We start from the raw sequence: 22,871 nt of genomic DNA on the forward strand, positions 1-22,871 counted from the left end.
GATCAAACTCTCCGTCAAAGAACACGCCAACCAGGAACCCCAGGAAAATGAGGCACACCCGGCCAGCAGAAAATGATCCGGCATCAAACACCCACCACTGTGCACGGGGGTGCACAGCAACAGGCACATTTGACAACCATAAAAAATGGCATCAACAAACTTGGCACACTATTGAGTTCTCAAACAACACGCCGCACCCGGTAACAACCAGAACGAGTCAGGCCCTCCCGGAGCAACTTCTCAAACCTACCAGAGCGTCTTTCCCGGCGCAAATCCGTGTATTTCGGATTCTCTTCGTGGAAAGCCACCCGAACCGCGTTTCCGGCCGCGACTCATCGCTTCCGTTTCCGGTTCGTCTGGTGGGGTTTGGCCGTCTGTGTCCTCCGCGTTTCCGCGGCAACCCCCGACGACTTCGAAAACATTACCGGTGGGGCAGGTGCCGGGCAAATCGGCTGCATCCCGGGCGTGTCGCACCAGCCTCCCGCAGGCACCCCCGGGGCCGGCGGCCCACTCCCCTCCCCCAAGGCGGCATCCAACGGCGCCCCAGCCTCCCGTGACCGACCCCGGGAACGCCGAAGGGCGGCACCCACGCGGGGTGCCGCCCTTCGGACGGGTCTGGTACTTCGCCGGAAACGGCGCAGTACCTACCAGGACGACTTGGTAACGCCCGGAAGCTCGCCCTTGTGGGCCATCTCGCGGAAGCGGACGCGCGAGATGCCGAACTTCTGGAACGTGCCGCGGGGGCGGCCGTCGATCTGGTCGCGGTTGCGCAGGCGCACCGGCGAGGCGTTGCGCGGGAGCTTCTGCAGACCGAGGCGAGCGGCCTCGCGGGCCTCGTCGGTGGCGTTCTCGTCGACGAGGGTCTTCTTCAGCTCGGCGCGCTTCGCGGCGTAGTGCTCAACGATGGCCTTGCGCTGCTCGTTGCGGGCAATCTTGGACTTCTTGGCCATGTTTAGCGCTCCTCTCGGAAGTCAACGTGCTTGCGGACAACCGGGTCGTACTTCTTCATGACCAGGCGATCGGGGTCGTTCCGGCGGTTCTTGCGGGTCACGTAGGTGTACCCGGTGCCCGCCGTGGACTTGAGCTTGATGATGGGACGAGCGTCCTTGTCCTTCTTGGCCATCAGAGCTTCACACCCTTCGCAAGCAGCTCGGAGACAACCGCGTCAATGCCGCGGACGTCGATGGTCTTGATGCCACGGGCCGACACCGTCAGGGTGACGTTGCGGCGCAGGGACGGGACCCAGTAGCGCTTCTTCTGGATGTTGGGGTCGAACCGACGCTTGGTGCGGCGGTGCGAGTGGGAAATGCTGTGACCGAACGAGGGCGATGCCCCGGTCACCTGGCAATGCGCTGCCATGTTCGCTCCTCCAAGGTGTAGTCAAACAGTTGCAGTAAAAATGGCGTTCCGCATGAGCGTCCCGCCACCTCGATGCACCGTTCGCCTGCAGCTTTCCGGAGGGTGAACCAGGCGGGGTGAGAGCCAGCCGAAGTTCCCTCGCCGCGGTTTGACGGTGACTTCAGTGCCGATAGTGGAAACCACTGCATACGACAGCGTTAAATACTAGGCGGCGCGCCCGGGTGCCGCAAATCAGCGCGCCCCGCCCACCGTCTCCTTGAGCCTGGCGAGGATGCGGCCACCCCAGCCGCCGCCCATGATCGTACGCGCCATCTGGTCTCCCGGGTGGTCCGGGCGGTAGCCCGCCTGGACGATCGTGAGGCGCGTGCCGCCGTCGTGCGCCTCGAGGCGGAAGGCGACGGTCGTGTCCATGTCGTTCCCCTCCCCGTCGTCCGCCCAGGAGATGACGAGCAGGTCCGGCTCGCGGAGCTCGAGGACCTCGCACGCGATGACCCCGGAGAAGCGCGCGGCCGGGATCGGCTCGGTGCGGAAGTGGAAGCGGTGGCCCACCACGGGGGCGAAGTCGTTGGGCATGAGCCACTGGGCGAGCAGCTCGGGCGTGGTGAGCGCGTGCCACACCGCGGCCGGCGGCTGCGGCAGGAAGTCCTCGACGCGGGCGGCGGTCCGGTCCTCGGTGGTGTCGGTCATGGTTCCTCTTTCTCCAGCAGTGCGGCGAGCCGCGGGACGCGGCCTCGCCAGAAGTCCTCGTACGGCTCGAGCCAGGCCCGCAGCAGCGCGAGGGGCTCCGGCGTGAGCGAGTAGTAGCGGTTCCGTCCCGCCTGGCGCTCGGCGACGAGGCCGACGCCGCGCAGCACCTTGAGGTGCTCGGCGACGCTGGGCCGGGCCATCTCGTAGCGGTCGGCGAGCGCCTGCGCCGTCTGCGCGCCCTCGAGGAGCGCCGCGAGGAGGTCCCTCCGGACCGGGTGGGCGAGGGCCGCGAACACGTGGTCGGTGGTGGTTTCCCGGCGCTGACGGGGCATGCGGACAGTTTACGTAGGAAATTTCCTACGCGTCAACCAGCGCGAAGGGGCGGGAATGGATTTGGCACGACTTTAGTTGTAGCTTCAAGTAAGGCCCTGGAGCACACAGCCTTACCCACACAGAAGGAAGACCATCATGAGCGACATCACCATCATCGGAACCGGCAGCATGGCGCGCGGCATCGCCTCCCGCGCGGTCGCCGCGGGCAGGACCGTCCAGCTCCTCGCCCACGAGGACCGCGCGAAGGCAGAGGCGCTCGCCGCGGAGCTCGGCGGGACGGTCACCGCGGGCGTGCTCGGCGACGACATCACGGGCGCCATGGTGGTCCCCGCCGTGTACTTCGACGCCTCGAAGGCCATCGCCTCCCAGTACGGCGACGCCCTCGCCGGCAAGGTCTACGTGGACATCACCAACCCGGTCGACTTCTCCACCTTCGACGGCCTCGCCGTCGCGGCGGGCACCTCCGCGGCCGAGGAGATCCAGAAGCTGACCTCGGCCAAGGTCGTCAAGGCGTTCAACACGACCTTCGGCGGAACGCTCGTCTCCGGCGCGGTGTCGGGCCAGGAGCTCGACGTGCTGATCGCGGGCGACGACGAGGCCGCCGTGCGGTCCGTCGCGGACTTCGTCTCCGCCGCGAGCCTCAACGCCGTGGTAGTCGGGCCGCTGCGCCGCGCCCAGCAGCTCGAGCAGACCGGCTTCCTGAACATCCTGCTCTCGGCCAACGACTCGCTCCCCGAGTACCAGTGGAACTCGGCGCTGAAGTTCCTCCCGGCCGTCTGAGGCGCGCCCGCAGCTCGCGCAGGGGACCGCACCGGGTGTGGTCCCCTGCGCCGCTCCCGCGCGGTGGCCCCTAGCGGCCCTCGGCGAGCGCGGCCAGCCGGTCCACGGAGGCCCGGAGCTTCTCCGGCGTGGTGGCGCGGGCCCGGGGAAGGCGCTGCGGGTCCTCGAGCCGGGTCCAGTCGTAGGTGTGCCGCACGAGCGTGCGCCCCTGCCCCTGCGGCTCGAGCTCCCAGCGCCACAGCTGGCCGATCGGCGCCTTGCCCTCCTCGGCCGGCATCCACGCGATGCGGCGGCCCTCCTCGAACTCGACGACGTGGTTCTCGCGGACCGCTCCCTTGGTCAGGGTCATCCGGAAGACGTCGCCCACGCCCGTGACGCGCTGCCCGGCGGCGGCCTCGCCGAGGTTGTCGTTGCCGTCCCACCGCGGCTGGGCGGCCGGGTCGGCGATGAGGTCGAAGATGGCGGTGTCCGGCGCCTCGATGACGCGCTCGGCGCTCACCACGCGGGACTCTGCGGAGGGGGATTCAGTCATACCGCCAGTCAACCAGCCTGCGCGGACCCGCGGAAGGCGGCGCGGACGACGCCGGCCCCGCGCCTTTCGCTCGCAAGGAGCCGAGGGCGCGGGGCCGGCGTCGTGCATCGAGGGGGAACGGGACTAGGCGCAGACCGGACGGTAGGAGGGGTCCGCGGGACCGGCCTGCAGGAGGGCATTGGAGACGAGGGCCCAGACGTTCGGGTCGTTGGGCGACTGGTCGTGCTCGATGGTGTCGAGCGGGCAGTAGTCCTGGAGCACGAGGTTGGTGACCTGCTTGGACGAGCCTGCCAGCGCCTGGGACGTGTACGGGGTGACCACCTCGTCGTAGCGCGTGGAGATGACGGTGTACGCCGGCCCCGCCACGGTGTCGCCGATGGAGTTGAGCTGGGCCATGAAGGCCGAGCCGGCGTACTGGTCGGCACACGCCTGGCACGCCGTGCTCGTGGCGGTCGTGTCGAGGACCATGCCGGCCGGCGACGGGGCGATGAGTCCCTGCGTCCCGTGGTTTGACGGGGCGATGCCGATCAGCTGGTGCACGTACTTGGCCCCGCCGAGGAAGCCCATGTAGTAGCGCGGCATCATGCCGCCCTGGCTGTGCCCCACGAGGTCGACCTGCTTGGCGCCGGTCGCGCCGAGCACGGACTGCACGAACTGCCCGAGCTGGGCTGCGGAGTCCGTGACGGGGCCGCTCGCGGGCACGCCGTTGACCACGCCGTAGTTGAGGGAGAACACGCAGTAGCCCTGGTCCTTGAGGACCGGCGAGAGCAGGGCCCAGTTCTTGTACATCGTCTCGAACGTGCCGGGGACGAGGACCACCGGGTAGGGGTGCACGGCGGAGGGCTTGCACGTGAAGTCGTTCGCGCCCGGCGGGTCGGGTGAGACCGAGTCTGCCTGGGCGGCGGGCGCCGCGACGAGGCCGAGGGCCAGCAGGGCGGCGGAGAGCAGGGCGGTGAGGTGGATTCGGCGCATCGGCGACCTCCAGTGTCTCGGGCCGCGGGCTCCGTTGCCCGCGGACTGCAAGTTACCCTCCAGTAGGTCCCGCTCGGGCCGCAAGGGTGATCCACGTCATATGCACGGATGTGCAGGAGCCGCCGAGAGCCCAGTCCCAGTTTCCCGCCGCAGCTGCCGGATTCCTGCACATCCTCGCGCCCCCGAGCCGCGCACCCTGGGACCTTCGGCCCCCTTACCCGCGAGTAGCTCCGCGGCGTACCATGGGTCAACAGCTGAAGGGTCACCGGCCCACGGCGGCCCCTGGACGCTAGGGGAACCGCCATGAGCACGGACATCGACCCTGCCAGCGCCGAAGCAGCCAGCACCGAAGCAGCCGGTACCGAGGCGGCCAGTGCTGAAGCGGCCCGCATCTCGGCGGCCAGCGCGGCCGAGGGGAAGGCCCCGGGCTGGGAGGAGTCCCGCGCGGTCGCCGAGGCCAGCCGGCAGACGGCATGGGAGCGGCCGAGCTTCGCCAAGGCCCTCTACCTGGGCGACTTCCAGTGGGACCTCATGCACCCTGTCCCCGAGTCCTCGTCCGAGGACTCCGAGCGCGGGGAAGCGTTCCTCGCCCGGCTCCGCGGGGTGCTGGCGGGGATGGACGGCGGCCGCATCGAGGCCGAGGACCGCGTCCCGGACGAGTACCTCCGCTCCCTCGCGGACATCGGCGCCTTCGGGATGAAGATCCCCACCGAGTACGGCGGCCTCGGCCTCTCCCTCGCCTACTACGGGCGGGCGCTCATGCTCATCGGTTCCCTCCACCCCTCGCTCGGCGCGCTCCTGTCCGCGCACCAGTCCATCGGCGTGCCCGAGCCGGTGAAGATGTTCGGCTCGGCGGAGCAGAAGCGGCAGTTCCTCCCGCGCTGCACGGCGGGTGCCGTGACCGCCTTCCTCCTCACGGAACCGGACGTCGGCTCAGACCCGGCCCGGCTCACCACCACGGCACGGCTCTCCGAGGACGGCCTCAGCTACGTCCTGGACGGGTCCAAGCTGTGGACCACCAACGGCGTGATCGCCGAGCTCGTGGTCATCATGGCCACGGTCCTCCCCCACGGATCCGCCAGCACGGCGGGAGGGGAAGCCGTCCCGGCCGGCAAGGGCGGGATCACGGCGTTCGTCGTGGAGATGGACACCCCCGGGATCACCGTGGAGAACCGCAACTCCTTCATGGGGCTCAAGGGCCTGGAGAACGGCGTGACCCGGTTCGACGGCGTCCGGGTGCCCGCCGCGAACCGCGTGGGCCGGGAGGGGCAGGGCCTCAAGATCGCGCTCACCACCCTCAACACCGGCCGGCTCTCGATCCCGGCCATGTGCGCCGGGGGCGCGAAGTGGTCCCTCAAGATCGCCCGCGGCTGGTCCTCGGCCCGCGTCCAGTGGGGCCGCCCGATCGGCGAGCACGAGGCCGTCGCCACGAAGATCGCCTTCATGGCCGCAACCACGTTCGCGCTTGAGGCCGTCTTCGAGGTCTCCGCCGCGCTCGCCGACGCGGGCATGAAGGACGTCCGGATCGAGGCGGCGCTGGCCAAGCTGTGGTCCTCGGAGATGGCGTACACCGTCGCCGACGAGCTCGTGCAGATCCGTGGCGGCCGCGGCTACGAGACCGCCGAGTCGCTGAGGGCCCGGGGAGAGCGGGCGGTGCCGGCCGAGCAGCTGCTGCGCGACCTGCGCATCAACCGCATCTTCGAGGGCTCCACCGAGATCATGCGCCTGCTGATCGCCCGCGAGGCGGTCGACGCCCACCTCGCCGCCGCCGGCGACCTCGCCCGCGCCGACGCGACCCTCTCCGAGAAGGCCCGCGCCGCCAAGGACGCCTCGGGCTTCTACATGAAGTGGCTCCCCCGGCTCCTGGCGGGCGAGGGCAACGACCCGCGCGCCTACCGTGAGTTCGGCACCCTCGCCAAGCACCTGCGCTATGTGGAGCGGGCCTCCCGCCGCCTGGCCCGGCACACGTTCGTGGGCATGGGCCGCTGGCAGGCCGCCCTCGAGCACCGGCAGGCATTCCTCGGACGGATCGTGGACATCGGCGCCGAGCTGTTCGCCATGGCGGCCACGTGCGCGTGGTCCGAGCACCTCCGCTCGGCCGGGGCCAACGGGGCGGAGAGCGCCCGTGACCTCGCCGAGGCCTTCTGCGAGCAGTCTCGGCACCGGGTCGAGGCGCTCTTCGCGGCGCTGTGGGACAACACGGACGACGCCGACCGGCGCCTCGCGCGCCGCGTCCTCGCCGGCGGGTTCACGTGGCTCGAGGACGGTGTGCTCGATCCGTCCGAGGGCACCGGGCCGTGGATCGCGCCGCGCGGCGATGGTGCGGCCACGCGGCCGGACCTGCACCGCGACGTGCGGTGAGCCGGACGCGCCCGGCGCACGGCCGGCGTCGTGCGCCCGGCCTTCACCCCGCGTCGGCGAGGATGAGCTCCAGAAGGGCGCCCATGAGCCCCTCGTCGAGCCCCAGGCCCGCGAGCGCGGCCACGACCGCGGCGGGCGGGGCGCCTGAGGCGACGAGCGCGTAGACCTTGCCCTTGACGGCGAACTCCGCGTGCACGTCGGTCAGGAGCCGCTCGACGGCGGGGACGGTCTGGTTGGGCGCGAGGCCGAAGCCGTCGCCTGCCGTGACGGTGAGGGCCTCGGAGGCGTCGATGCCCTCGGCCGCCACGCGCAGGGTCGCGGCCTGATCGTCGTACTCGGCCACGGCGTCCAGCTCCCTGCCGCCCGCCGTGACGCGCACGGCACCGGGCCGGCTGATCCCCTCGATCGCGATCTCCCAGGCCCGGGTGCGCGGCACGCCGTCGGCGCTCCCGTGCGCGGGCCCCACCCGCAGGCTGCCGGCGTCCCAGTCGAACACGATGGGCGTCCGCACCTGGTGCTCGCGCCGCCCGGCGGCGCCGCTGCCGTCGTCCTCGACCAGCTCGAACGTGCCGGAGGCGCCCCCGAAGACGCGCACCGCGATCCGCTCGGGGCAGGCGGCCCCGTTCGCGGGCGGCCCTGCGGCCAGCGGCAGGATCGCCCCGGCCCGGGCCAGGACGGGGATCGACTCGAGCGTGCGGAACATCTGCACCCGGCGGCCGCCCCGGTAGCGCGTCCCGGTGAAGACGTCGAACCAGTCGCCGGGCGGGAGCCAGGCCGTGACGCTCGCGCGGTGGAGCGCCCGGTCCCGGGGCGAGACGATCGGGGCGACCATGAGCTCGGACCCGAAGAGGAACTGGTTCGGGACCTCGTACGCCTCGGCGGCCTCGGGATGCTCGTAGTACAGGGGCTCAACGAGGGGCCGGCCCTCGCCGGCGGCCCGGTGGTTCATCGTGTGGAGGTAGGGCACGAGCCGGTGCCGCAGCCGCAGGAACTCCTCCATCGCCGCCTCCGCGTCGGGCCGGAACCGCCAGGGCTCCTTCCCCGTGAACGGCATCGACGAGCTGTGCAGGCGCGTGATCGGCGAGAAGACCCCGAGCTGGACCCACCGGGCCGCGAGGTCGTCGTCCTTGTAGCCGCCCATGTGGCCGCCGATGTCGTGGCTCCACCAGCCGTACCCGACGTTCGAGGCGGTCGCCGTGAAGTAGGGCTGGAACGCGAGGGACTCCCACGTGACGATCGTGTCTCCGGAGAACCCGATCGGATACCGGTGGCTGCCGGGGCCGGCGTACCGGGAGAAGGTGAGGGGCAGGCGCCCCCCGCGGGCCGAATCGAGGAAGTGCACATGGTTGAGCACCCACAGCGGGTCGAGGCCGCGCAGGCGCGAGTACGGTCCTGACTGCCAGTCGAGCCACCAGAAGTCCACCCCCGCCTCCTCGAGCGGGTGGTGGACCTCGCGCAGGTAGGCGCTGAGGAACTCCGGGTCTGCGGGGTCGAACGCGATCGCCTCCCCGGCCGCAGGGTCGAGGCCGAGGGCGAGCGCGGCGCGCTCGTACGCCTCCTCATGGGCGGCGATCCCGTCCGCGGGGTGGACGTTGAGGGTCAGCGCGAGGCCCCGCCCGTGGAGCCACCGGGCGAAGCCCTCCGGGTCGGGGAAGAGCTCGCGGTTCCAGGTGTAGCCCGTCCAGCCGGACCCGTGCGCGGGATCGATCTCCGTGAGGTGCCAGTCCATGTCCAGGACGGCGACGGAGAGGGGGACCTCCGCCGCCGCGAACCGCTCGATCACGCCCCGGTACTCCTCCTCGGAGTACCGGTGGTACCGGCTCCACCAGTTCCCGAGGGCGAAGCGGGGCACGAGCGGGGTGGGGCCGGAGATGCGGTAGAAGTCGCGCAGGCAGGCACGGTAGTCGCGCCCGTAGCCGAAGAAGTAGAGGTCCACCCGCCCTCCGGCGTTGCCGTCGGAGCCCGGGCGGCTCCGGGGGGCGAGCCAGCCGTCGTCGTCGAAGACGAGCGTGCCGCTGTCGTCGAGGACCGAGAAGCCGTAGCGGGACATCAGTCCCGGCTCGAGCGCGCACGCGCCGTCCACCCCGTCGAGGGTGCGCGCCGTCCCGCCCAGGTTCCGCTCGCCCTCCTCGCCGTAGTGCCACACGCTGTGGTAGTTGCTCACCCCGCCCAGGACCTTCACCGAGAGCCCGTGCGGGGCGAACTCGCCCCGGTCGTAGACGAGGTGGAGGTGCTCGGTGAGGATCTCGAGCCGGCCCTCCGAGTCGAGGACCCTGAACTCCGGCGGCTCCAGGTCGCGGTGCAGGACCGCCTGGGAGGCACGGTCCTCGAAGTCCCCGTCGGGAGAGTACTCGAGGCGCAGCAGGCGCGAGGTCAGCACGGTGATCCTGTAGTGGGGACCGCGCACGACGGCGGCGGGCCGGGCGCAGGGCGAGGTCACCGGGCGGAGGTGGTCGGGCAGGCGGACGGTCCTCGTGGTCTCGGTCACGTGCTGGAGCCTACCCGCGGAGGGCGGGGCCGAACCGCTGGGCACGACGGCGGCGGGCGCTGTGCCCTGGCCTGGACTGCGACGTGAGGTGGGCCGGGCTCGGCAGGCGGGCGGCCGGCGTCGTGCGCGGCGAGCGCGGTCAGCGGTCCAGCGTGACGGTGCGCAGGTCGAGGCGCCGCAGCACGCGGTCGACCAGCTCGGGGTCGTTGCCCGGCTCGTTGCGCGCGGCGAGCATCTCCCGCCGGGCCGCGGCCAGGGCATCGCGCTGGGCGCGCTCCATCGCGGCGAGCACGGCCTGGATCCGGCGCATCTTCTCGGGATCCTCGGCGTAGTCCGCCTGGAGGATGGTGTGCAGCGAGGACATGCGCCGGGCCAGTGCCCGGCGGCGCCCCTCCGGGAGCTTCTGCGCCGCCGGCGAGGTGCGCAGGGCCTCGAGCGCCACCCGCTCGGCGCGGCGTGCGAGGGCCCGCTGGGCGCGCTGCTCGGCAGCGCGGTCGTCGGGCAGGTGCAGCATGCGCATGAGCCACGGCAGGGTCAGGCCGGGCAGCACGAGCGTGACCACGAGCACCGAGGCCGCCGCCGCGACGGCGAAGTTGCGCCCCGGCGTCGGGGAGCCGTCCGCGAGCGTGGTCGGCAGGGCCAGTGCGAGCGCGAGGGTGGCCAGGCCGCGCATGCCGCACCAGGTCAGGACCACCACCTCCCTGAGCGAGCCGGGCGTCTTCTCCCGCCGCTCGGCCCCGCCGATCCAGTACATCGCGTACATCCACACGAAGCGCACGGCGACGGCGGTCGCGCAGATTCCGGCGATCCCGGGGACGAACGTCAGCAGGTTGGCTCCCTCGGCCTCGACGACCGAGCGCATCTCGATGCCCACGAGCCCGAAGGCCACCCCGGTGGTCAGCAGCTCGAGGACGTCCCAGAAGGCCGACCGGGTGAGCCGCTCCCCCGAGTCCTGGGGCCGCGCGCGCCGCCCGAGCTCGACTGCCGTCACGACCACCGCGACGACACCGGAGCAGTGGACCACCTCGGCGAGCAGGTACACGGCGTACGGCGCCACGAGGGACGCCGCGCTGCGGGCCACGAGGTCCGGGACGAAGCGGGTGAGCGCCCCGACGACCCACGCCATCGCGAAACCGAGCAGCGCTGCGCCGGCGGCTCCGACGAGGAACTGCGGGACGACGCTCCAGCCCACCCGGCCATGGCTGACCGTCGCGGACACCGCGGCCTGGAAGATCACGATGGCCATCGCGTCGTTGAACAGGCCCTCGGTCTGGAGCACCGTGAGCAGCCGGCGCTGCATGCTGACCTTGCCGGCGATCGCCTCGACGGCCACGGGGTCCGGCGGGGCGACGATGGCTCCGAGGGCAAGGGCGAGCGGAAGCCCGACCGCCGGGACCAGCCACCAGGTGACCGCCGCGACCGCCGCCACGGTCGCGGCGACCAGCAGCACGGCCAGGAGCACGAGGGAGCGCCAGCGCAGCCTGAACACGGACCAGCTCGAGCGCTGGGCCGCGGCGAACAGCAGCGGCGGCAGGAAGAGCGGCAGGATCAGCTCGGGGTCGATGTGGACGTTCGGGACGAACGGCAGCGACGCGGCGAGCGCCGAGAAGACGAGCATGAGGATCGGATAGGGCAGGCGGATCCGCTCCCCGACCCCCACGATGAGGACCGTCCCGAACAGCAGGCCGACCACCAGCAGCAGAAATTCCATGGGCCCCCTTCGCCTCAGGAGCATCTTTCCACGCTGGGGGCCGGCCCCTGCGCCTCAGAGGGGCCGGCCCTCAGAAGGGTCCGCGCCTCAGAGGGGCCGGGCGGGCGACGGCGACCACTCGCCGTCGTGCGCCGGCGCCGCCTCCGCTGCGGCCTCCGCAGCGGCTACGGAACCGCTCCCCGCCGCGGCCTGCGCGGCCATCCGGCCGGAGGCGCGCCGCCGCACGAACGGGTACACGACCAACAGCAGCGCGAGGGCGCCCAGGCTCAGCCAGACCTGCGGAGCGGCGTCCGGGTCGAGGGCCATGAGGACCACGATGAGCACCACCGCCGCCAGGACCACGGCGTTGAGCCACGGGTGCAGCCACATCTTCAGGGCCAGTCCTGCGCGCTCCTGGGCGCTCATCCGGTTGCGGAGGCGCCACTGCGTGAGCGCGACGAACGCGTACACGAACAGCGCGACGCAGCCGGCCGAGTTCATGATGAAGTCGAAGACGTCCTTGGGGGCGGCGTAGTTCGCGGCGATCGCCCCGTAGCCGACCACGGTCGAGAGCAGGATGGCCTTCCACGGAACGCCCGCCCGGTTGCGGTCCTCCACCCAGCGCGGAGCGTAGCCGTGCTTCGAGAGGGCGAAGAGCATCCGCGAGCCCGAGTACAGGCCGGAGTTGAGCACCGAGAGCGCCGCGGTGAGCACCACCGCGTTCATCACCTGCTCGGCGCCGGGGAGCCCGAAGCGGCCGAACGCGAACGCGAACGGGCTGGCCTTCGCGGGAAGCTCGTCCCAGGGGACCACCATGAGCAGGATCGCGACCGAGCCGACGTAGAAGAGCAGGATGCGCCACACCACGGTGTTGGTCGACTTGGCCACCGCGCGGGCGGCCTGGTCCGACTCGGCGGCTGCCATCGTGACGATCTCGGTGCCGAAGTAGCTGAAGATGACCACGGCGACCCCGTTGAAGACGGCCGCCCATCCGTGCGGCATGAAGCCGTGGGCGGTGAGGTTCGCCGCCGAACCGGTCGAGCCAGGGATGACGCCGAGGACGTAGAGGGCGCCGACCCCGAGGAACACCACGATGGTGGTCACCTTGATCGAGGCGAGCCAGAATTCCGTCTCGCCGAAGGAGCGCAGCGACATGAGGTTGGTGACCGTGAACACGAGCATGCCGGCGAGCGCGAACGTCCAGTCGGGCACGGCCGGGAACCACTCGTGGAAGATCCGGCCGACGACGACGGCCTCGAAGGCCACCACCCCGACCCAGAAGTACCAGTAGAGCCAGCCGATCGTGAAGCCCGCCCAGTTGCCGAGCCCGTCCCGGGCGTACTCCATGAAGGAGCCCACCACCGGCCTGTTCGTGGACATCTCGCCCAGCATCCGCATCACCAGGACCACGAGCGCGCCGCCGATCGCGTAGGACAGCAGGGCGGCCGGGCCCACGCTGCGGATCACCGAGCCGGACCCCACGAAGAGGCTCGCGCCGATGATGCCGCCGAGGGCGATCATGGTCAGGTGCCGCGGTTTCAGGCTCGCGCGGTGCGCGGACTCCGTCGTCCTGCTCGCGCCGGCCTCGGCGGCTCGTCGGGTGGGCCCAGCGGGGTTCCCAGGTGCCTGCATGCGGATCTCCGTTCCATCCGGGGGGGCGATCGGCGTGGTGCCGATCACAGTGCCCCGTCAGGATGCGGGATGCAGGTCAGGCCCGGCGATGGTCGGACTGCACCACGTGCGCGGGGATCGCTGGACTGTTCGTCCCGAGAGTGTCCGTCCCGACGGCGCTCAGCCCTTGCCGAGCCACGCGGAGGCCGCGACCACGAGCGCTGCCGTGCCGGTGGTGAGGGTCGGCTGGAGGACCGGGGCGAACATCGGCGAGTGGTTGGCGGGCAGCGCGCTGACCGTGCCGGCGGCCTCCGCCGCGGCGTACACCTCGGGGTCGGTGCCGCCCACGCCCCAGTAGGTGTAGGGCACTCCGAGCGCGGTGGGGACGTCGCTGAAGTCCTCGCTCGCCGTCTGCCGGCCGAAGTCCTGGATGGCGCCGGCGGGGAAGTAGTCCTCGAAGGCCTCGGCGACGTCTGCGGTCGCCTCGGCGCTGTTGTCGGTGAGCGGGTAGCTGTTGTAGACCTCGAACTCGGGCTCCTTGGGCGAGCCGGATGCCGCGGACTCCGCCGTGGCGATGCGCTCGATCGCCGCGAGGAGCTGGTCGCGGATGGGCCTGCTGTACGTGCGGATGTTGAGCTCGAGGACGGCGTGGTCGTCGATGATGTTGCTCTTCGCGCCGACCGCGATCCGGCCGACCGTGAGCACGGCGAACTCTCCGGGCTGGACCTCGCGGGCCACGACGCCCTGGAGGCGCACGACCACCATGGACGCGAGCACGGCCGGGTCGATGGACAGGTGCGGCATCGAGCCGTGGCTCCCGCGCCCGTAGAGGGTGATGCGGACGCTGTCCGCCATCGACAGGAAGGGGCCCGCGTGCGGGCCCACCGTGCCGGCGGGGTGGACCAGCACGTGCTGGGCGAGGGCGACGTCCGGGGTGGGGATCAGGCCCGCCAGCCCGGCGTCGACCATGCCCCTCGCCCCGTCGCCAAGCTCCTCCGCGGGCTGGAACAGGGCGATCAGCGTGCCGGACCAGGCCTCCCGCTGCTCGGCGAACAGCCTCGCCGCGCCGAGGAGCGTGCTGATGTGGACGTCGTGCCCGCACGCGTGCATCACGGCGGTCTGGCTGCCCGCGTCGTCGACCGCGGTGACGGTGCTCGCGTAGTCGAGCCCGGTCGCCTCCCTGACCGGGAGCGCGTCCATGTCCGCGCGGAGCAGGACGGTCGGGCCGTCGCCGTTGGAGAGGAGGCCGACGACGCCGGTGCCGCCGATCCCGGGGTGGACCTCGAAGCCGAACTCCCCCAGCTGGTCCGCGACGACCCCGGCCGTGCGGACTTCCTGATGGCTCAGCTCAGGATTGCGGTGGAAGTCCTTGTAGAGCGACTCCTGCCAGTCCCTGAGGGAATCCTGGCCGGACAGGATCGTGCGTGCGGATCCGGTGGGTGCCATGGCCTGTGTCCTCCTGCGCGGGTGGTCCAGTCGTAGGCTCCCGAGCCTAGTTGCGCCGCCCCGCCGACACACCGGTTGGCGCGGCCGGGCAGCGCAGCCTACGTCCGCAGGGCAAGCCAGAGGTGCGCGGCGACGTCCGGATCGTCGAAGTCGACGCCGAGCAGCTCGCCCGCGCGGGCCATCCGATGCCGTACCGAGTTGCGATGCACGCCGAGGTCCCGCGCGCTCGCCTCCCAGTGGCCGCGATTCTTCAGGTAGGCGCGCACGGTCGGGAGCAGCTCCCCGCCCGCGGCGGCGAGCGCGGCGGCCCACTCGTCTGCTGGCAGCTCGAGTCCGTGGCCCACCCGGACCACCTTCCCGACGGGTGCCTGCCGGGCGGCATCGGCCACCTGGCCCGCGATCTCGCGGACGCGCCGCAGCGGCACCGGACCGCCCCAGGCGCCGTGGGCCCCCGAGGGCAGCCGCGGCCGCGGCGCATCGGCAGGGAGCAGGAGGTGCAGCAGGCTTCCGGACTCGACCGCGAGCGCCGCGGCCGCCCCGTCCGGAAGACCCGGCGTGGCGAGCACCGCGAGGTACACCGACTCGGGCAGCGCCGTGCCCATCTGCCCCGCGAGGAGGCGGGCCGCGTCGTCGTGACCGGCGAGGACCAGCGCCACGAGCATCCCGTCGCCCCGGGCCCGTTCCTCCTCCGCCCGGCGCAGCGCCGCAGCCCGGTGGGCCAGCAGCGTGGACGCCGTGAGGAACAGGTGGCGTTCCGGCGGGGCGAGCTGGCCGCCGCGGCCCACGGCAAGGTAGGCGCGCCCGGCGCCGGACTCCACCGGGTACAGCGCCGCGGGGCCCGCCGAGATCTGGACCGTCGCCGTGGCGCCCCGGCCGGCGGCCCGCAGCGCGGCCGCCTCCCGGCGCAGCTCGTCGAGGAGGCCCGGCGCGGGCACCTCCCCCGCGGGCCCCGCGCACGAGGCCCGCCGCTCGCCTCCCGGGAGGTAGGCCACCCAGGTGCCCAGGGCGTGGGCGAGCTCGCGGACGATGGAGGGCTCGGCGTCGTCCCCCGACGCGGCCCTTGTGAGGGCCACCTGGAGGCCCAGCAGGGCAGTCAGCTCGGCCTCTCCCCCGCGGCGCACCAGCTCCCAGTAGGCGCGGGAGACCGCGAGGAAGGGCGACTCACGAGGGACGGTCAGCAGCGGCAGCCCCGCCTCGGCGCACGCCTCGCGGAGCTCGTCGGGGACCATGCTGTGCCCCGAGCCGAGGCCCAGCCCGAGCGCCGCAACCCGGCCCGCCACGAGCCTGGCCACGTAGGCCCGGGCAGCCTCCGCGCGCTCAGGGCCGTCCCGGCCCGCCAGCTGCATGCCCACCGTGAGGAGCAGCTCCCCGCCGTCGAGGAACACGGTGGGGTCCTCGAGCTCGGACACGTGCACGCCCGTGAGCTCGACCCGCGGCAGCGGGACGGGCCAGTACGGGACCAGGTCTCCGCGGGCGGCCTCGGCGAGCTGGGCGAGCGTGATCATCGCCGGGCCCCACGGCGGCCCGGGCCGGGTGTCCATTCCTGCCCACCTCGTTGTGCAATCAGTCTCATGGGAACCAAGTATGGGCCAGAACGTCCAAAGACTCTGAGCCCCCGGCTCTCTACTGTGGTCGCAACCACACCAGCCCCACGCCGGGAGGACCCATGACCGCCACCACCGTAGCCCCGTCCGCCGATCCGGCCGCCGTGCCGCAGCGCGCCCGCCGCCTGGCCACCGCGCTGCCCGGGCCGCGCTCGCGGGAGCTCGAAGCCGAGCGCCGTCGCCACGTCACCGAGGGCTTCGGCGTCACCCTGCCGGTGTTCATCGACCACGCCGAGGGCCCGCTGCTCGTGGACGTGGACGGCAACCGGATCATCGACTTCGCCTCGGGCATCGCCGTGACCAGCGTCGGCGCCGCGAACCCGCGTGTGGCCGAGCGCGCCGCCGCCCAGCTGGGCCGCTTCACCCACACGTGCTTCATGGTCACCGAGTACTCCTCCTTCGTGGAGGTGTGCCGCTGGCTCAACGAGCACACGCCCGGCGACTTCGACAAGCGCACCGCGCTCTTCTCGACCGGCGCGGAGGCGGTCGAGAACGCCGTCAAGATCGCCCGCTCGGCGACCCGCCGCTCCAACGTCCTCGTGTTCGACGAGGCCTACCACGGCCGCACCCAGCTGACCATGGCCATGACGGCCAAGGAGAACCCGTACCGGCTCAACTTCGGCCCACTCCCGGGCTCGGTGTTCCGCGGCCCGACGGCGCCCGCGCACCTCGCGCCGGCCGATCCGGCCGCGGCCGCGCAGTTCGTGGCCGAGGCGCTCGGCGGCGTCGAGACAGTCCTGGCGGAGGCAGGCCCCGAGACCTTCGCGGCCATGGTGATCGAGCCGATCCAGGGGGAGGGCGGCTTCGTGGTGCACGCGCCCGGCTTCCTCGCGGGGCTGCGGGAGATCGCGACGCGGCACGGGATCGTCCTCGTGGTCGACGAGATCCAGGCCGGCATGGGCCGCACCGGCGCCCTCTTCGCGTCCGAGCACGACGGCGTGGCCGGGGACATCACCCTCTCCGCGAAGGCCCTCGGCGCGGGCCTGCCGCTCTCGGCGGTGACCGGCCGGGCCGAGCTCATGAACGCCGTCCACGCAGGCGGCCTCGGCGGCACCTACGCCGGCAACCCCGTAGCGTGCGAGGCGGCGCTCGCCGTCTTCGAACTCCTCGAGGACGGCTCGCTGCTCGCCGGGGCCCGGGACATCGAGGCGGCGGTCCGCGGGCGCTTCGAGCCGCTCCTCGCGCACGACGGCGTGGCATCCGTTCGCGGCCGCGGCGCCATGATGGCGGTCGAGTTCGGGGACGCCTCCGGCCCACGTGCCGACGTGGCGAAGGCCGCGGCCGCAGCCGCCAACGCCGCCGGGGTCCTGACCCTCACGTGCGGGACCCACGGGAACGTGATCCGGCTCCTGCCGCCCCTCGGCGTCGAGCCCGAGGTCCTCGATGAGGGGCTGGCGGTGCTCGAGGCCGCGATCCGCGGAGCGCTCTCATGACCGCGGCGGAGAATGCCCGCCCTTTCGGACAGGACCCCCGTCTGGGGCGCAGGGCAATGACCGAAGCGCGGGGTGTTTCCGCCGCGACCGCCCCGCTCGACGGCGTTCTGGTGGCCGACTTCTCGCGGGTGCTCGCCGGGCCGCTGGCAACGATGACCCTCGCGGACCTCGGCGCGCGGGTGGTCAAGGTCGAGCGGCCCGGGTGCGGGGACGACACGCGGCACTGGGGACCGCCGTTCTCCGCCACCGGGGCCACCTACTTCGAGAGCGTGAACCGGAACAAGGAATCGGTCGAGCTGGACCTGGCCGATCCGGAGGGGCTCGGACTCGCCCGGGAGCTCGCGCTCCGCGCCGACGTGCTCGTGGAGAACTTCAAGCCCGGCGGCCTCGAGAAGCTCGGGCTCGGGTACGAGGCGCTCGCTGCAGTGAACCCCGGGCTGGTGTACGCCTCGATCTCCGGGTTCGGCTCCACGGGCGGCCGCGACCTGCCGGGCTACGACTTCATCGTGCAGGCGCTCGGCGGCCTCATGTCCATCACCGGGGCCCCGGACGGAGTGCCGGGGGCCGGCCCGATGAAGGCGGGGGTGGCCCTCGTGGACGTGCTCACGGCCAAGGACACGACGATCGGGATCCTCGCCGCCCTCGCCGAGCGGAACCGCACCGGGCGCGGGCGCCGCATCGAGGTGAACCTGCTCTCGTCCCTCCAGGGGGCGCTGGCCAACCAGGCCCAGGCGTACCTGGGGGCGGGGGTGGTGCCGGGGCGGATGGGCAACGACCACCCCTCGATCGTCCCGTACCAGCTGCTCGCGACCGCCGATGCGCCGCTGGCCGTGGCCGCCGGCAATGACTCCCAGTTCGCGCGGCTGTGCGACGCGATCGGGTCCCCGGCCCTGGCCGCGGACCCCCGGTTTGCCACGAACAGGGCCCGCGTCGCGCACCGCGCCGAGCTCGTGGCGCTGCTCGAGCGGGGACTCGCGTCGGCCTCGGCCCAGGTGTGGCAGGACAAGCTCTCCGCCCTCGGCGTCCCGTGCGGGCGGGTGGCCGGGATCGGGGAGGGCCTCGACTACGCCGAGTCGCTCGGGCTCTCGCCCACGGTCGAGGTCCGCGACCGCTCGGGCGCCGTGGTGGCCCGGCAGGTCCGCCACCCCATCACCTGGACCCCGCCGCTGCCGCCCCGCACCCAGGCGCCCCCCGCGCTGGGAGCCGACACGGCCGACGTCGTGCGCTGGCTGCGCACGTGACTCCCCAGCCCCGCGTACGTGACTCCCCAGCCCCGCGTACGTGACTCCCCAGCCCCGCGTGCGTGACTCCCCAGCCCCGCGTACGTGACTCCGCAGCCCCGCGGACGTGCCTCCCCAACCCGACGGAGGTGACTCCTCAACGTTGAGGAGGCACCTCCGCACCGTTGGGGAGGCACCTCCGCAACGTTGGGGAGGCACCTCCGCCCCGCTCCCCCGAATCCTGAGCACCGAAAGGAACACCCTCCCGATGACGACCGCCACCGCTAGCCTTGCGGGCATGGACACCGCCGCAGGCACCCACAGCTCCCCCGACCCCACGGACCTGATCTCGTTCGACTCGCTCCTCTCCGACGAGGAACTCGCTCTGCGGGACCGCGTGCGCGCGTTCGTCCGCGCGGAGGTCAGGCCGAACATTGCCCGCTGGTACGAGGACGCGCACTTCCCGCTCGAGATCGTCCCCGAGCTCGCCAAGCTCGGCCTGCTGGGCATGCACTTGACCGGGTACGGCTGCGCGGGCCGCTCGGCGGTCGAGTACGGCCTCGCCGGCGCCGAGCTCGAGGCCGGCGACTCGGGCCTGCGCACCTTCGTCTCCGTCCAGGGCTCCCTCGCGATGTCCGCGATCCACAAGCACGGCTCCGCGGAGCAGAAGGCCGAGTGGCTGCCGCAGATGGCCGCGGGCGAGGCGATCGGCTGCTTCGGCCTCACCGAGCCCACCGCCGGCTCCGACCCCGGGGCCATGAAGACCTACGCCCGCCGCGACGGCTCCGGCGAGGACGCGGACTGGATCCTCACCGGCACCAAGCGCTGGATCGGCCTCGCCAACGTCGCCAAGGTCGCCGTCATCTGGGCCATGACCGACGCCGGCGTGCGCGGCTTCCTCGTCCCCACCGCGACCCCCGGCTACACCGCCACCCCGATCCAGCCCAAGCTCTCCATGCGCGCCTCGATCCAGTGCGAAATCGAGCTCGATCAGGTCCGCCTCCCCCACGATGCGGTCCTGCCGAACGTCACCGGCCTCAAGGGCCCCTTCTCCTGCCTGAACGAGGCCCGCTACGGCATCATCTGGGGCGCCATGGGCGCCGCCCGCGACGCCTTCGAGGACGCGCTCGCCTACTCCAAGGAGCGGCTCCAGTTCGGCCGCCCGCTTGCCGGCTACCAGCTGACCCAGGCCAAGCTGGTCGACATGGCTCTGGAGATCAACAAGGGCTTCCTCCTCGCCCTCCACCTAGGCCGGCTCAAGGACGCCGGGAAGCTCGCCCACCACCAGATCTCCGTCGGCAAGCTCAACAACTGCCGCGAGGCCATCGAGATCTGCCGCGAGGCCCGCACCATCCTCGGCGGCAACGGCATCACCCTCGAGCACTCCCCCCTGCGGCACGCCAACAACCTCGAATCCGTGCGCACCTACGAGGGCACCGACGAGGTCCACACCCTCATCCTCGGCCAGCAGCTCACCGGAGAGGCGGCCTTCCGGTGACGGCGGGCATGGACACCGCCGCGGCGCACGACGCCGGCCCCGTCACCTCATCCGCACAGGCTCCCGTCCCGCTGCGCCTCCTCATCGGCGGCGAGTGGGTGGCGGGCGACGGCGAGCCGCTCGCCTCCCGCAACCCCGCCCGCCCCGAGCAGGTGGTGGCGGAGGGCACCCAAGCCGTGCCGGCCGACGTCGACCGCGCGATGCACGCCGCCCGCACCGCCCAGCGCGAGTGGGCGCGCACGCCGATCCATGAGCGCGGCGCCGTCCTGGCCCGGGCAGCCGCGGCGCTCGAGGAGCGCGCGGACCAGCATGGGCTCGAACTGGCCCGCGAGGAGGGCAAGAGCCTCGCCGAGGGCACGGGCGAGGTGCTGCGTGCGGCGCAGATCCTGCGCTACTGCGCCGGAGAGGGCGACCGGGCGGCCGGCGAGCACTACGCGTCCCCGCGCCGCGGCGAACGGATCCTCGTCACGCGCAAGCCGCTCGGCGTCGTGGGGGTCGTGACGCCGTTCAACTTCCCGATCGCGATCCCGGCGTGGAAGATCGCGCCCGCGCTCGTGCACGGCAACGCAGTGGTCTGGAAGCCGGCCTCGACCGTGCCGCTGCTGGCGACGCGGCTCGCGGAGGCCCTCGACGGGGCGGGGCTGCCCGCCGGGGTGCTCAACCTGCTCATCGGCCCCGGTGCGCTCGGCACGGAGCTCGTGCGGCACCCCGGGCTCGACGGGCTCTCCTTCACGGGCTCGACCGGGGTGGGCCGGGCGCTCGCCGGCGAAGCCGCCTCCCGAGGGGTGCCGTTCCAGGGCGAGATGGGCGGGAAGAACGCGGCGATCGTGCTCGCGGACGCCAACCTCGACCTCGCCGCCGAGCAGGTGCTCTTCGGCGCGTTCCGCTCGACCGGGCAGAAGTGCACGGCCACGTCACGGCTCGTCGTGGCCGAGGAGGTGGCGGACGCGTTCCTCGCGCGCCTGGCGGCCCGGCTCGACGCGTGGAGGGTGGGCGATCCCAGCGACCCCTCCACGCACATGGGCCCGCTCGTGACGGAGTCCGCGGCGCAGGGCGTGCGGGCCGCGGTCGCCGCTGCCGAGGCCGAGGGCGCCCGTGTGCTCTACCGCGGGCAGGCGCCCGGGGCGGAGGCGCACGACGCCGGTGCCGCGCCTTCCGCCTTCGTCCCGCCGACGGTCCTCGAGGTCGGCCCGGACAGCGTCGCCTGGCGCGAGGAGCTCTTCGGGCCGGTGCTCGCGGTGCGCCGAGCTGCCTCGGTTGAGGAGGCCTTCGCCCTCGCGGAGGACTCGGAGTTCGGGCTCTCCGCGGCCCTCTTCACGCGGGACATCGCCACGGCGCTCGAGGCGGTGGACGCGCTCGATGTCGGCATCCTGCACGTCAACTCCGAGTCGGCGGGCGCGGACCCGCATGTGCCGTTCGGCGGGGCGAAGAAGTCCGGCTACGGCCCCAAGGAGCAGGGCGCCGCGGCGCGCGAGTTCTTCACGCACACCACCACGGTGTACCTGCGGGGGTAGCGGTTCAGGGGCGCGCCGTCCTCCGCCGCCGCCGGAGGACGACGGCGCGCCCGGTCAGGCCGAGGGCGAACATCACCACGCCCGCGACCACGGACTGCCAGGGCAGGGTCGCGACGAGGATGAGGCAGCCGGCGGCTCCGAGCACGTTGAGGGTCCGCGGCCAGCGCCGGTCCGCGGCCGGCTGGGTGAAGGCGGAGGCGTTCGCGACCGCGTAGTACACCAGCACGCCGAAGGACGAGAAGCCGATGACCCCGCGCAGGTCCGTGGTCAGGACGAGGAGGCTGACCACCACGGCGAGGGCCAGCTCGGCGTGGTGCGGGACCCGGTGCACGGGGTGGACCGCGCCGAGCCACGCGGGGAGGTCGCGCTCGCGGGCCATCGCGAGGCTGGTGCGCCCGATCCCGGCGATGAGCGCGAGCAGCGCGCCGAGGCTCGCGACCGCGCCGCCGATGCGCACCACGGGACCGAGCCCGTCCAGGCCCACGGCGTGGGCGGCGTCGGCCAAGGGCGCGGAGGAGCCGGCGAGGACGCCGGGGCCGGCCGCGGCGAGCGCCGTGACGCCGACGATCGCGTAGACCACGACCGCGATCCCCAGCGCGAGCGGAATGGCCCGGGGGATCGTGGTCCTCGGGTCGCGGACCTCCTCCCCCATGGTGGCAATGCGGGCATAGCCGGCGAAGGCGAAGAACAGCAGGCCCGCGGCCTGCAGCACTCCGTAGACCCCGCCGGAGCCCGCGGGCTGCCCCGCCGCGAGGGTTCCCGGGCCCGCGTGGCCGCTGGCCCAGAGCCCGATGACGAGCACCGCCAGGGCAGCGAGGGTGATGGTGACGAGGACGCGTGTGAGCTGGGCGGTCCGGGTCACCCCGCGGTAGTTCAGCCCCGCGAGCGCGAGGACCGCGGCCACCGCGACGAGCCGCTGGATCCACCCGGCCCCGGGGACCGACGCGGGCACCGCGTAGCTCGCGAAGGTCAGGGCCATCGCCGCGCACGAGGCCGTCTTGCCGACCACGAACCCCCACCCGGCGGTGAACCCCCACCACGGGCCGAGTCGCTCGCGGCCGTAGACGTAGGTGCCGCCCGAGGTCGGGTAGGCGGCGGCCAGCTGGGCGGACGCCGTCGCGTTGCAGTACGCGACGAACGCCGCGACCGCGAGGCCCAGGAGCAGCCACGAGCCGGCCGCGCGGGAGGCGGGGCCGAACGCGGCGAACACGCCCGCACCGATCATGGAGCCGAGGCCGATCACCACGGCATCGAACAGCCCGAGCCTGCGGGCGAGCCGGGGATGGGTCACAGCACCACCCTAGCGGGGCCAGGGCGCTGGCAGTCCCTCGCTCCGGGGACGG

Annotated in this window: 19 protein-coding genes; 6 read left to right on the forward strand and 13 right to left on the reverse strand. The window is 72.8% G+C overall.

Going from position 1 to position 22,871, the window contains the following annotated elements:
* Positions 1-644: 644 nt before the first annotated feature.
* The 5 genes from rpsN to ACVWWH_RS02685 all read right to left on the reverse strand — a co-directional run bounded on the left by rpsN (position 645) and on the right by ACVWWH_RS02685 (position 2,378).
* Positions 645-950, reverse strand: coding sequence for a 30S ribosomal protein S14 (rpsN, locus tag ACVWWH_RS02665; protein WP_066500625.1), 306 nt, complete (start codon positions 948-950; stop codon positions 645-647).
* Positions 951-952: 2 nt separating this feature from the next.
* Positions 953-1,123 (reverse strand): 50S ribosomal protein L33, encoded by a 171-nt coding sequence (gene rpmG, locus ACVWWH_RS02670; protein WP_043122011.1) that lies wholly within the window; start codon positions 1,121-1,123, stop codon positions 953-955.
* Positions 1,123-1,359 carry a 50S ribosomal protein L28 gene (rpmB, locus tag ACVWWH_RS02675; protein ID WP_066500630.1) on the reverse strand — a complete coding sequence of 79 codons (237 nt, stop codon included), beginning with the start codon at positions 1,357-1,359 and terminating at the stop codon, positions 1,123-1,125. The genes rpmG and rpmB overlap by 1 nt, the downstream gene beginning before the upstream one ends.
* A 231-nt stretch (positions 1,360-1,590) precedes the next feature.
* Positions 1,591-2,046, reverse strand: coding sequence for an SRPBCC family protein (locus ACVWWH_RS02680; RefSeq protein ID WP_457315526.1), 456 nt, complete (start codon positions 2,044-2,046; stop codon positions 1,591-1,593).
* Complete coding sequence (locus ACVWWH_RS02685; protein ID WP_457315527.1) at positions 2,043-2,378, reverse strand: ArsR/SmtB family transcription factor; 336 nt, start codon at positions 2,376-2,378, stop codon at positions 2,043-2,045. The genes ACVWWH_RS02680 and ACVWWH_RS02685 overlap by 4 nt, the downstream gene beginning before the upstream one ends.
* A gap of 136 nt (positions 2,379-2,514) precedes the next feature.
* Between ACVWWH_RS02685 and ACVWWH_RS02690 the strand changes: the two genes are divergently transcribed.
* Positions 2,515-3,159: an NADPH-dependent F420 reductase gene (locus ACVWWH_RS02690; RefSeq protein ID WP_457315528.1), complete on the forward strand. Its 645-nt coding sequence runs from the start codon at positions 2,515-2,517 to the stop codon at positions 3,157-3,159.
* A gap of 70 nt (positions 3,160-3,229) precedes the next feature.
* Here ACVWWH_RS02690 and ACVWWH_RS02695 read toward each other — a convergent pair whose 3' ends face one another.
* Positions 3,230-3,691 (reverse strand): SRPBCC family protein, encoded by a 462-nt coding sequence (locus ACVWWH_RS02695; RefSeq protein WP_457315529.1) that lies wholly within the window; start codon positions 3,689-3,691, stop codon positions 3,230-3,232.
* A gap of 123 nt (positions 3,692-3,814) precedes the next feature.
* Positions 3,815-4,663: an esterase/lipase family protein gene (locus tag ACVWWH_RS02700; protein ID WP_457315530.1), complete on the reverse strand. Its 849-nt coding sequence runs from the start codon at positions 4,661-4,663 to the stop codon at positions 3,815-3,817.
* Positions 4,664-4,966: 303 nt separating this feature from the next.
* Between ACVWWH_RS02700 and ACVWWH_RS02705 the strand changes: the two genes are divergently transcribed.
* Complete coding sequence (locus ACVWWH_RS02705; protein WP_457315531.1) at positions 4,967-7,024, forward strand: acyl-CoA dehydrogenase family protein; 2,058 nt, start codon at positions 4,967-4,969, stop codon at positions 7,022-7,024.
* 43 nt (positions 7,025-7,067) lie between these two features.
* Here the strand turns inward: ACVWWH_RS02705 and ACVWWH_RS02710 are convergent, their stop codons facing one another.
* The 5 genes from ACVWWH_RS02710 to ACVWWH_RS02730 form a co-directional block, all read right to left on the reverse strand.
* Positions 7,068-9,512, reverse strand: coding sequence for a TIM-barrel domain-containing protein (locus ACVWWH_RS02710; RefSeq protein ID WP_457315532.1), 2,445 nt, complete (start codon positions 9,510-9,512; stop codon positions 7,068-7,070).
* A 139-nt stretch (positions 9,513-9,651) separates the two neighbouring features.
* Positions 9,652-11,223, reverse strand: a complete 1,572-nt coding sequence (locus ACVWWH_RS02715) for a cation:proton antiporter (protein ID WP_066500649.1) — start codon at positions 11,221-11,223, stop codon at positions 9,652-9,654.
* An 87-nt stretch (positions 11,224-11,310) separates the two neighbouring features.
* Positions 11,311-12,834 (reverse strand): amino acid permease, encoded by a 1,524-nt coding sequence (locus ACVWWH_RS02720; protein WP_457315533.1) that lies wholly within the window; start codon positions 12,832-12,834, stop codon positions 11,311-11,313.
* 159 nt (positions 12,835-12,993) lie between these two features.
* Positions 12,994-14,259 (reverse strand): amidohydrolase, encoded by a 1,266-nt coding sequence (locus tag ACVWWH_RS02725; RefSeq protein ID WP_457315534.1) that lies wholly within the window; start codon positions 14,257-14,259, stop codon positions 12,994-12,996.
* A gap of 98 nt (positions 14,260-14,357) precedes the next feature.
* The gene (locus ACVWWH_RS02730) at positions 14,358-15,800 is read right to left on the reverse strand and encodes a PucR family transcriptional regulator (protein ID WP_457315535.1); all 1,443 of its coding nucleotides are present in this window, start codon (positions 15,798-15,800) and stop codon (positions 14,358-14,360) included.
* A gap of 125 nt (positions 15,801-15,925) precedes the next feature.
* On the opposite strand from ACVWWH_RS02730, the gene ACVWWH_RS02735 reads away from it, so the two are divergent.
* From ACVWWH_RS02735 to ACVWWH_RS02750, 4 genes are all read left to right on the forward strand, one after another.
* A complete protein-coding gene (locus tag ACVWWH_RS02735; protein ID WP_457315536.1) occupies positions 15,926-17,296 on the forward strand; it encodes an aminotransferase class III-fold pyridoxal phosphate-dependent enzyme in 1,371 nt (456 codons plus the stop codon).
* A gap of 56 nt (positions 17,297-17,352) precedes the next feature.
* Positions 17,353-18,537 carry a CaiB/BaiF CoA transferase family protein gene (locus tag ACVWWH_RS02740; protein WP_457315537.1) on the forward strand — a complete coding sequence of 395 codons (1,185 nt, stop codon included), beginning with the start codon at positions 17,353-17,355 and terminating at the stop codon, positions 18,535-18,537.
* Between the two features lie 277 nt (positions 18,538-18,814).
* The gene (locus ACVWWH_RS02745; protein ID WP_457315538.1) at positions 18,815-20,014 is read left to right on the forward strand and encodes an acyl-CoA dehydrogenase family protein; all 1,200 of its coding nucleotides are present in this window, start codon (positions 18,815-18,817) and stop codon (positions 20,012-20,014) included.
* 8 nt (positions 20,015-20,022) lie between these two features.
* Positions 20,023-21,528, forward strand: a complete 1,506-nt coding sequence (locus tag ACVWWH_RS02750) for an aldehyde dehydrogenase family protein (RefSeq protein ID WP_457315539.1) — start codon at positions 20,023-20,025, stop codon at positions 21,526-21,528.
* 4 nt (positions 21,529-21,532) lie between these two features.
* On the opposite strand, the gene ACVWWH_RS02755 is transcribed toward ACVWWH_RS02750, so the two are convergent.
* On the reverse strand, positions 21,533-22,819 hold the full coding sequence (locus ACVWWH_RS02755; RefSeq protein ID WP_457315540.1) for an APC family permease: 1,287 nt from the start codon (positions 22,817-22,819) through the stop codon (positions 21,533-21,535).
* Positions 22,820-22,871 lie beyond the last annotated feature (52 nt).

The sequence above is a fragment of the Sinomonas sp. RB5 genome (assembly GCF_054063535.1).

What these genes read in the sequence shown, in the direction of transcription:
- rpsN (WP_066500625.1), bottom strand. Translation starts at nt 950, where the DNA reads ATGGCCAAGAAGTCCAAGATTGCCCGCAACGAGCAGCGCAAGGCCATC.
- rpmG (WP_043122011.1), bottom strand. Translation starts at nt 1,123, where the DNA reads ATGGCCAAGAAGGACAAGGACGCTCGTCCCATCATCAAGCTCAAGTCC.
- rpmB (WP_066500630.1), bottom strand. Translation starts at nt 1,359, where the DNA reads ATGGCAGCGCATTGCCAGGTGACCGGGGCATCGCCCTCGTTCGGTCAC.
- ACVWWH_RS02680 (WP_457315526.1), bottom strand. Translation starts at nt 2,046, where the DNA reads ATGACCGACACCACCGAGGACCGGACCGCCGCCCGCGTCGAGGACTTC.
- ACVWWH_RS02685 (WP_457315527.1), bottom strand. Translation starts at nt 2,378, where the DNA reads ATGCCCCGTCAGCGCCGGGAAACCACCACCGACCACGTGTTCGCGGCC.
- ACVWWH_RS02690 (WP_457315528.1), top strand. Translation starts at nt 2,515, where the DNA reads ATGAGCGACATCACCATCATCGGAACCGGCAGCATGGCGCGCGGCATC.
- ACVWWH_RS02695 (WP_457315529.1), bottom strand. Translation starts at nt 3,691, where the DNA reads ATGACTGAATCCCCCTCCGCAGAGTCCCGCGTGGTGAGCGCCGAGCGC.
- ACVWWH_RS02700 (WP_457315530.1), bottom strand. Translation starts at nt 4,663, where the DNA reads ATGCGCCGAATCCACCTCACCGCCCTGCTCTCCGCCGCCCTGCTGGCC.
- ACVWWH_RS02705 (WP_457315531.1), top strand. Translation starts at nt 4,967, where the DNA reads ATGAGCACGGACATCGACCCTGCCAGCGCCGAAGCAGCCAGCACCGAA.
- ACVWWH_RS02715 (WP_066500649.1), bottom strand. Translation starts at nt 11,223, where the DNA reads ATGGAATTTCTGCTGCTGGTGGTCGGCCTGCTGTTCGGGACGGTCCTC.
- ACVWWH_RS02720 (WP_457315533.1), bottom strand. Translation starts at nt 12,834, where the DNA reads ATGCAGGCACCTGGGAACCCCGCTGGGCCCACCCGACGAGCCGCCGAG.
- ACVWWH_RS02725 (WP_457315534.1), bottom strand. Translation starts at nt 14,259, where the DNA reads ATGGCACCCACCGGATCCGCACGCACGATCCTGTCCGGCCAGGATTCC.
- ACVWWH_RS02730 (WP_457315535.1), bottom strand. Translation starts at nt 15,800, where the DNA reads ATGGACACCCGGCCCGGGCCGCCGTGGGGCCCGGCGATGATCACGCTC.
- ACVWWH_RS02735 (WP_457315536.1), top strand. Translation starts at nt 15,926, where the DNA reads ATGACCGCCACCACCGTAGCCCCGTCCGCCGATCCGGCCGCCGTGCCG.
- ACVWWH_RS02740 (WP_457315537.1), top strand. Translation starts at nt 17,353, where the DNA reads ATGACCGAAGCGCGGGGTGTTTCCGCCGCGACCGCCCCGCTCGACGGC.
- ACVWWH_RS02745 (WP_457315538.1), top strand. Translation starts at nt 18,815, where the DNA reads ATGGACACCGCCGCAGGCACCCACAGCTCCCCCGACCCCACGGACCTG.
- ACVWWH_RS02750 (WP_457315539.1), top strand. Translation starts at nt 20,023, where the DNA reads ATGGACACCGCCGCGGCGCACGACGCCGGCCCCGTCACCTCATCCGCA.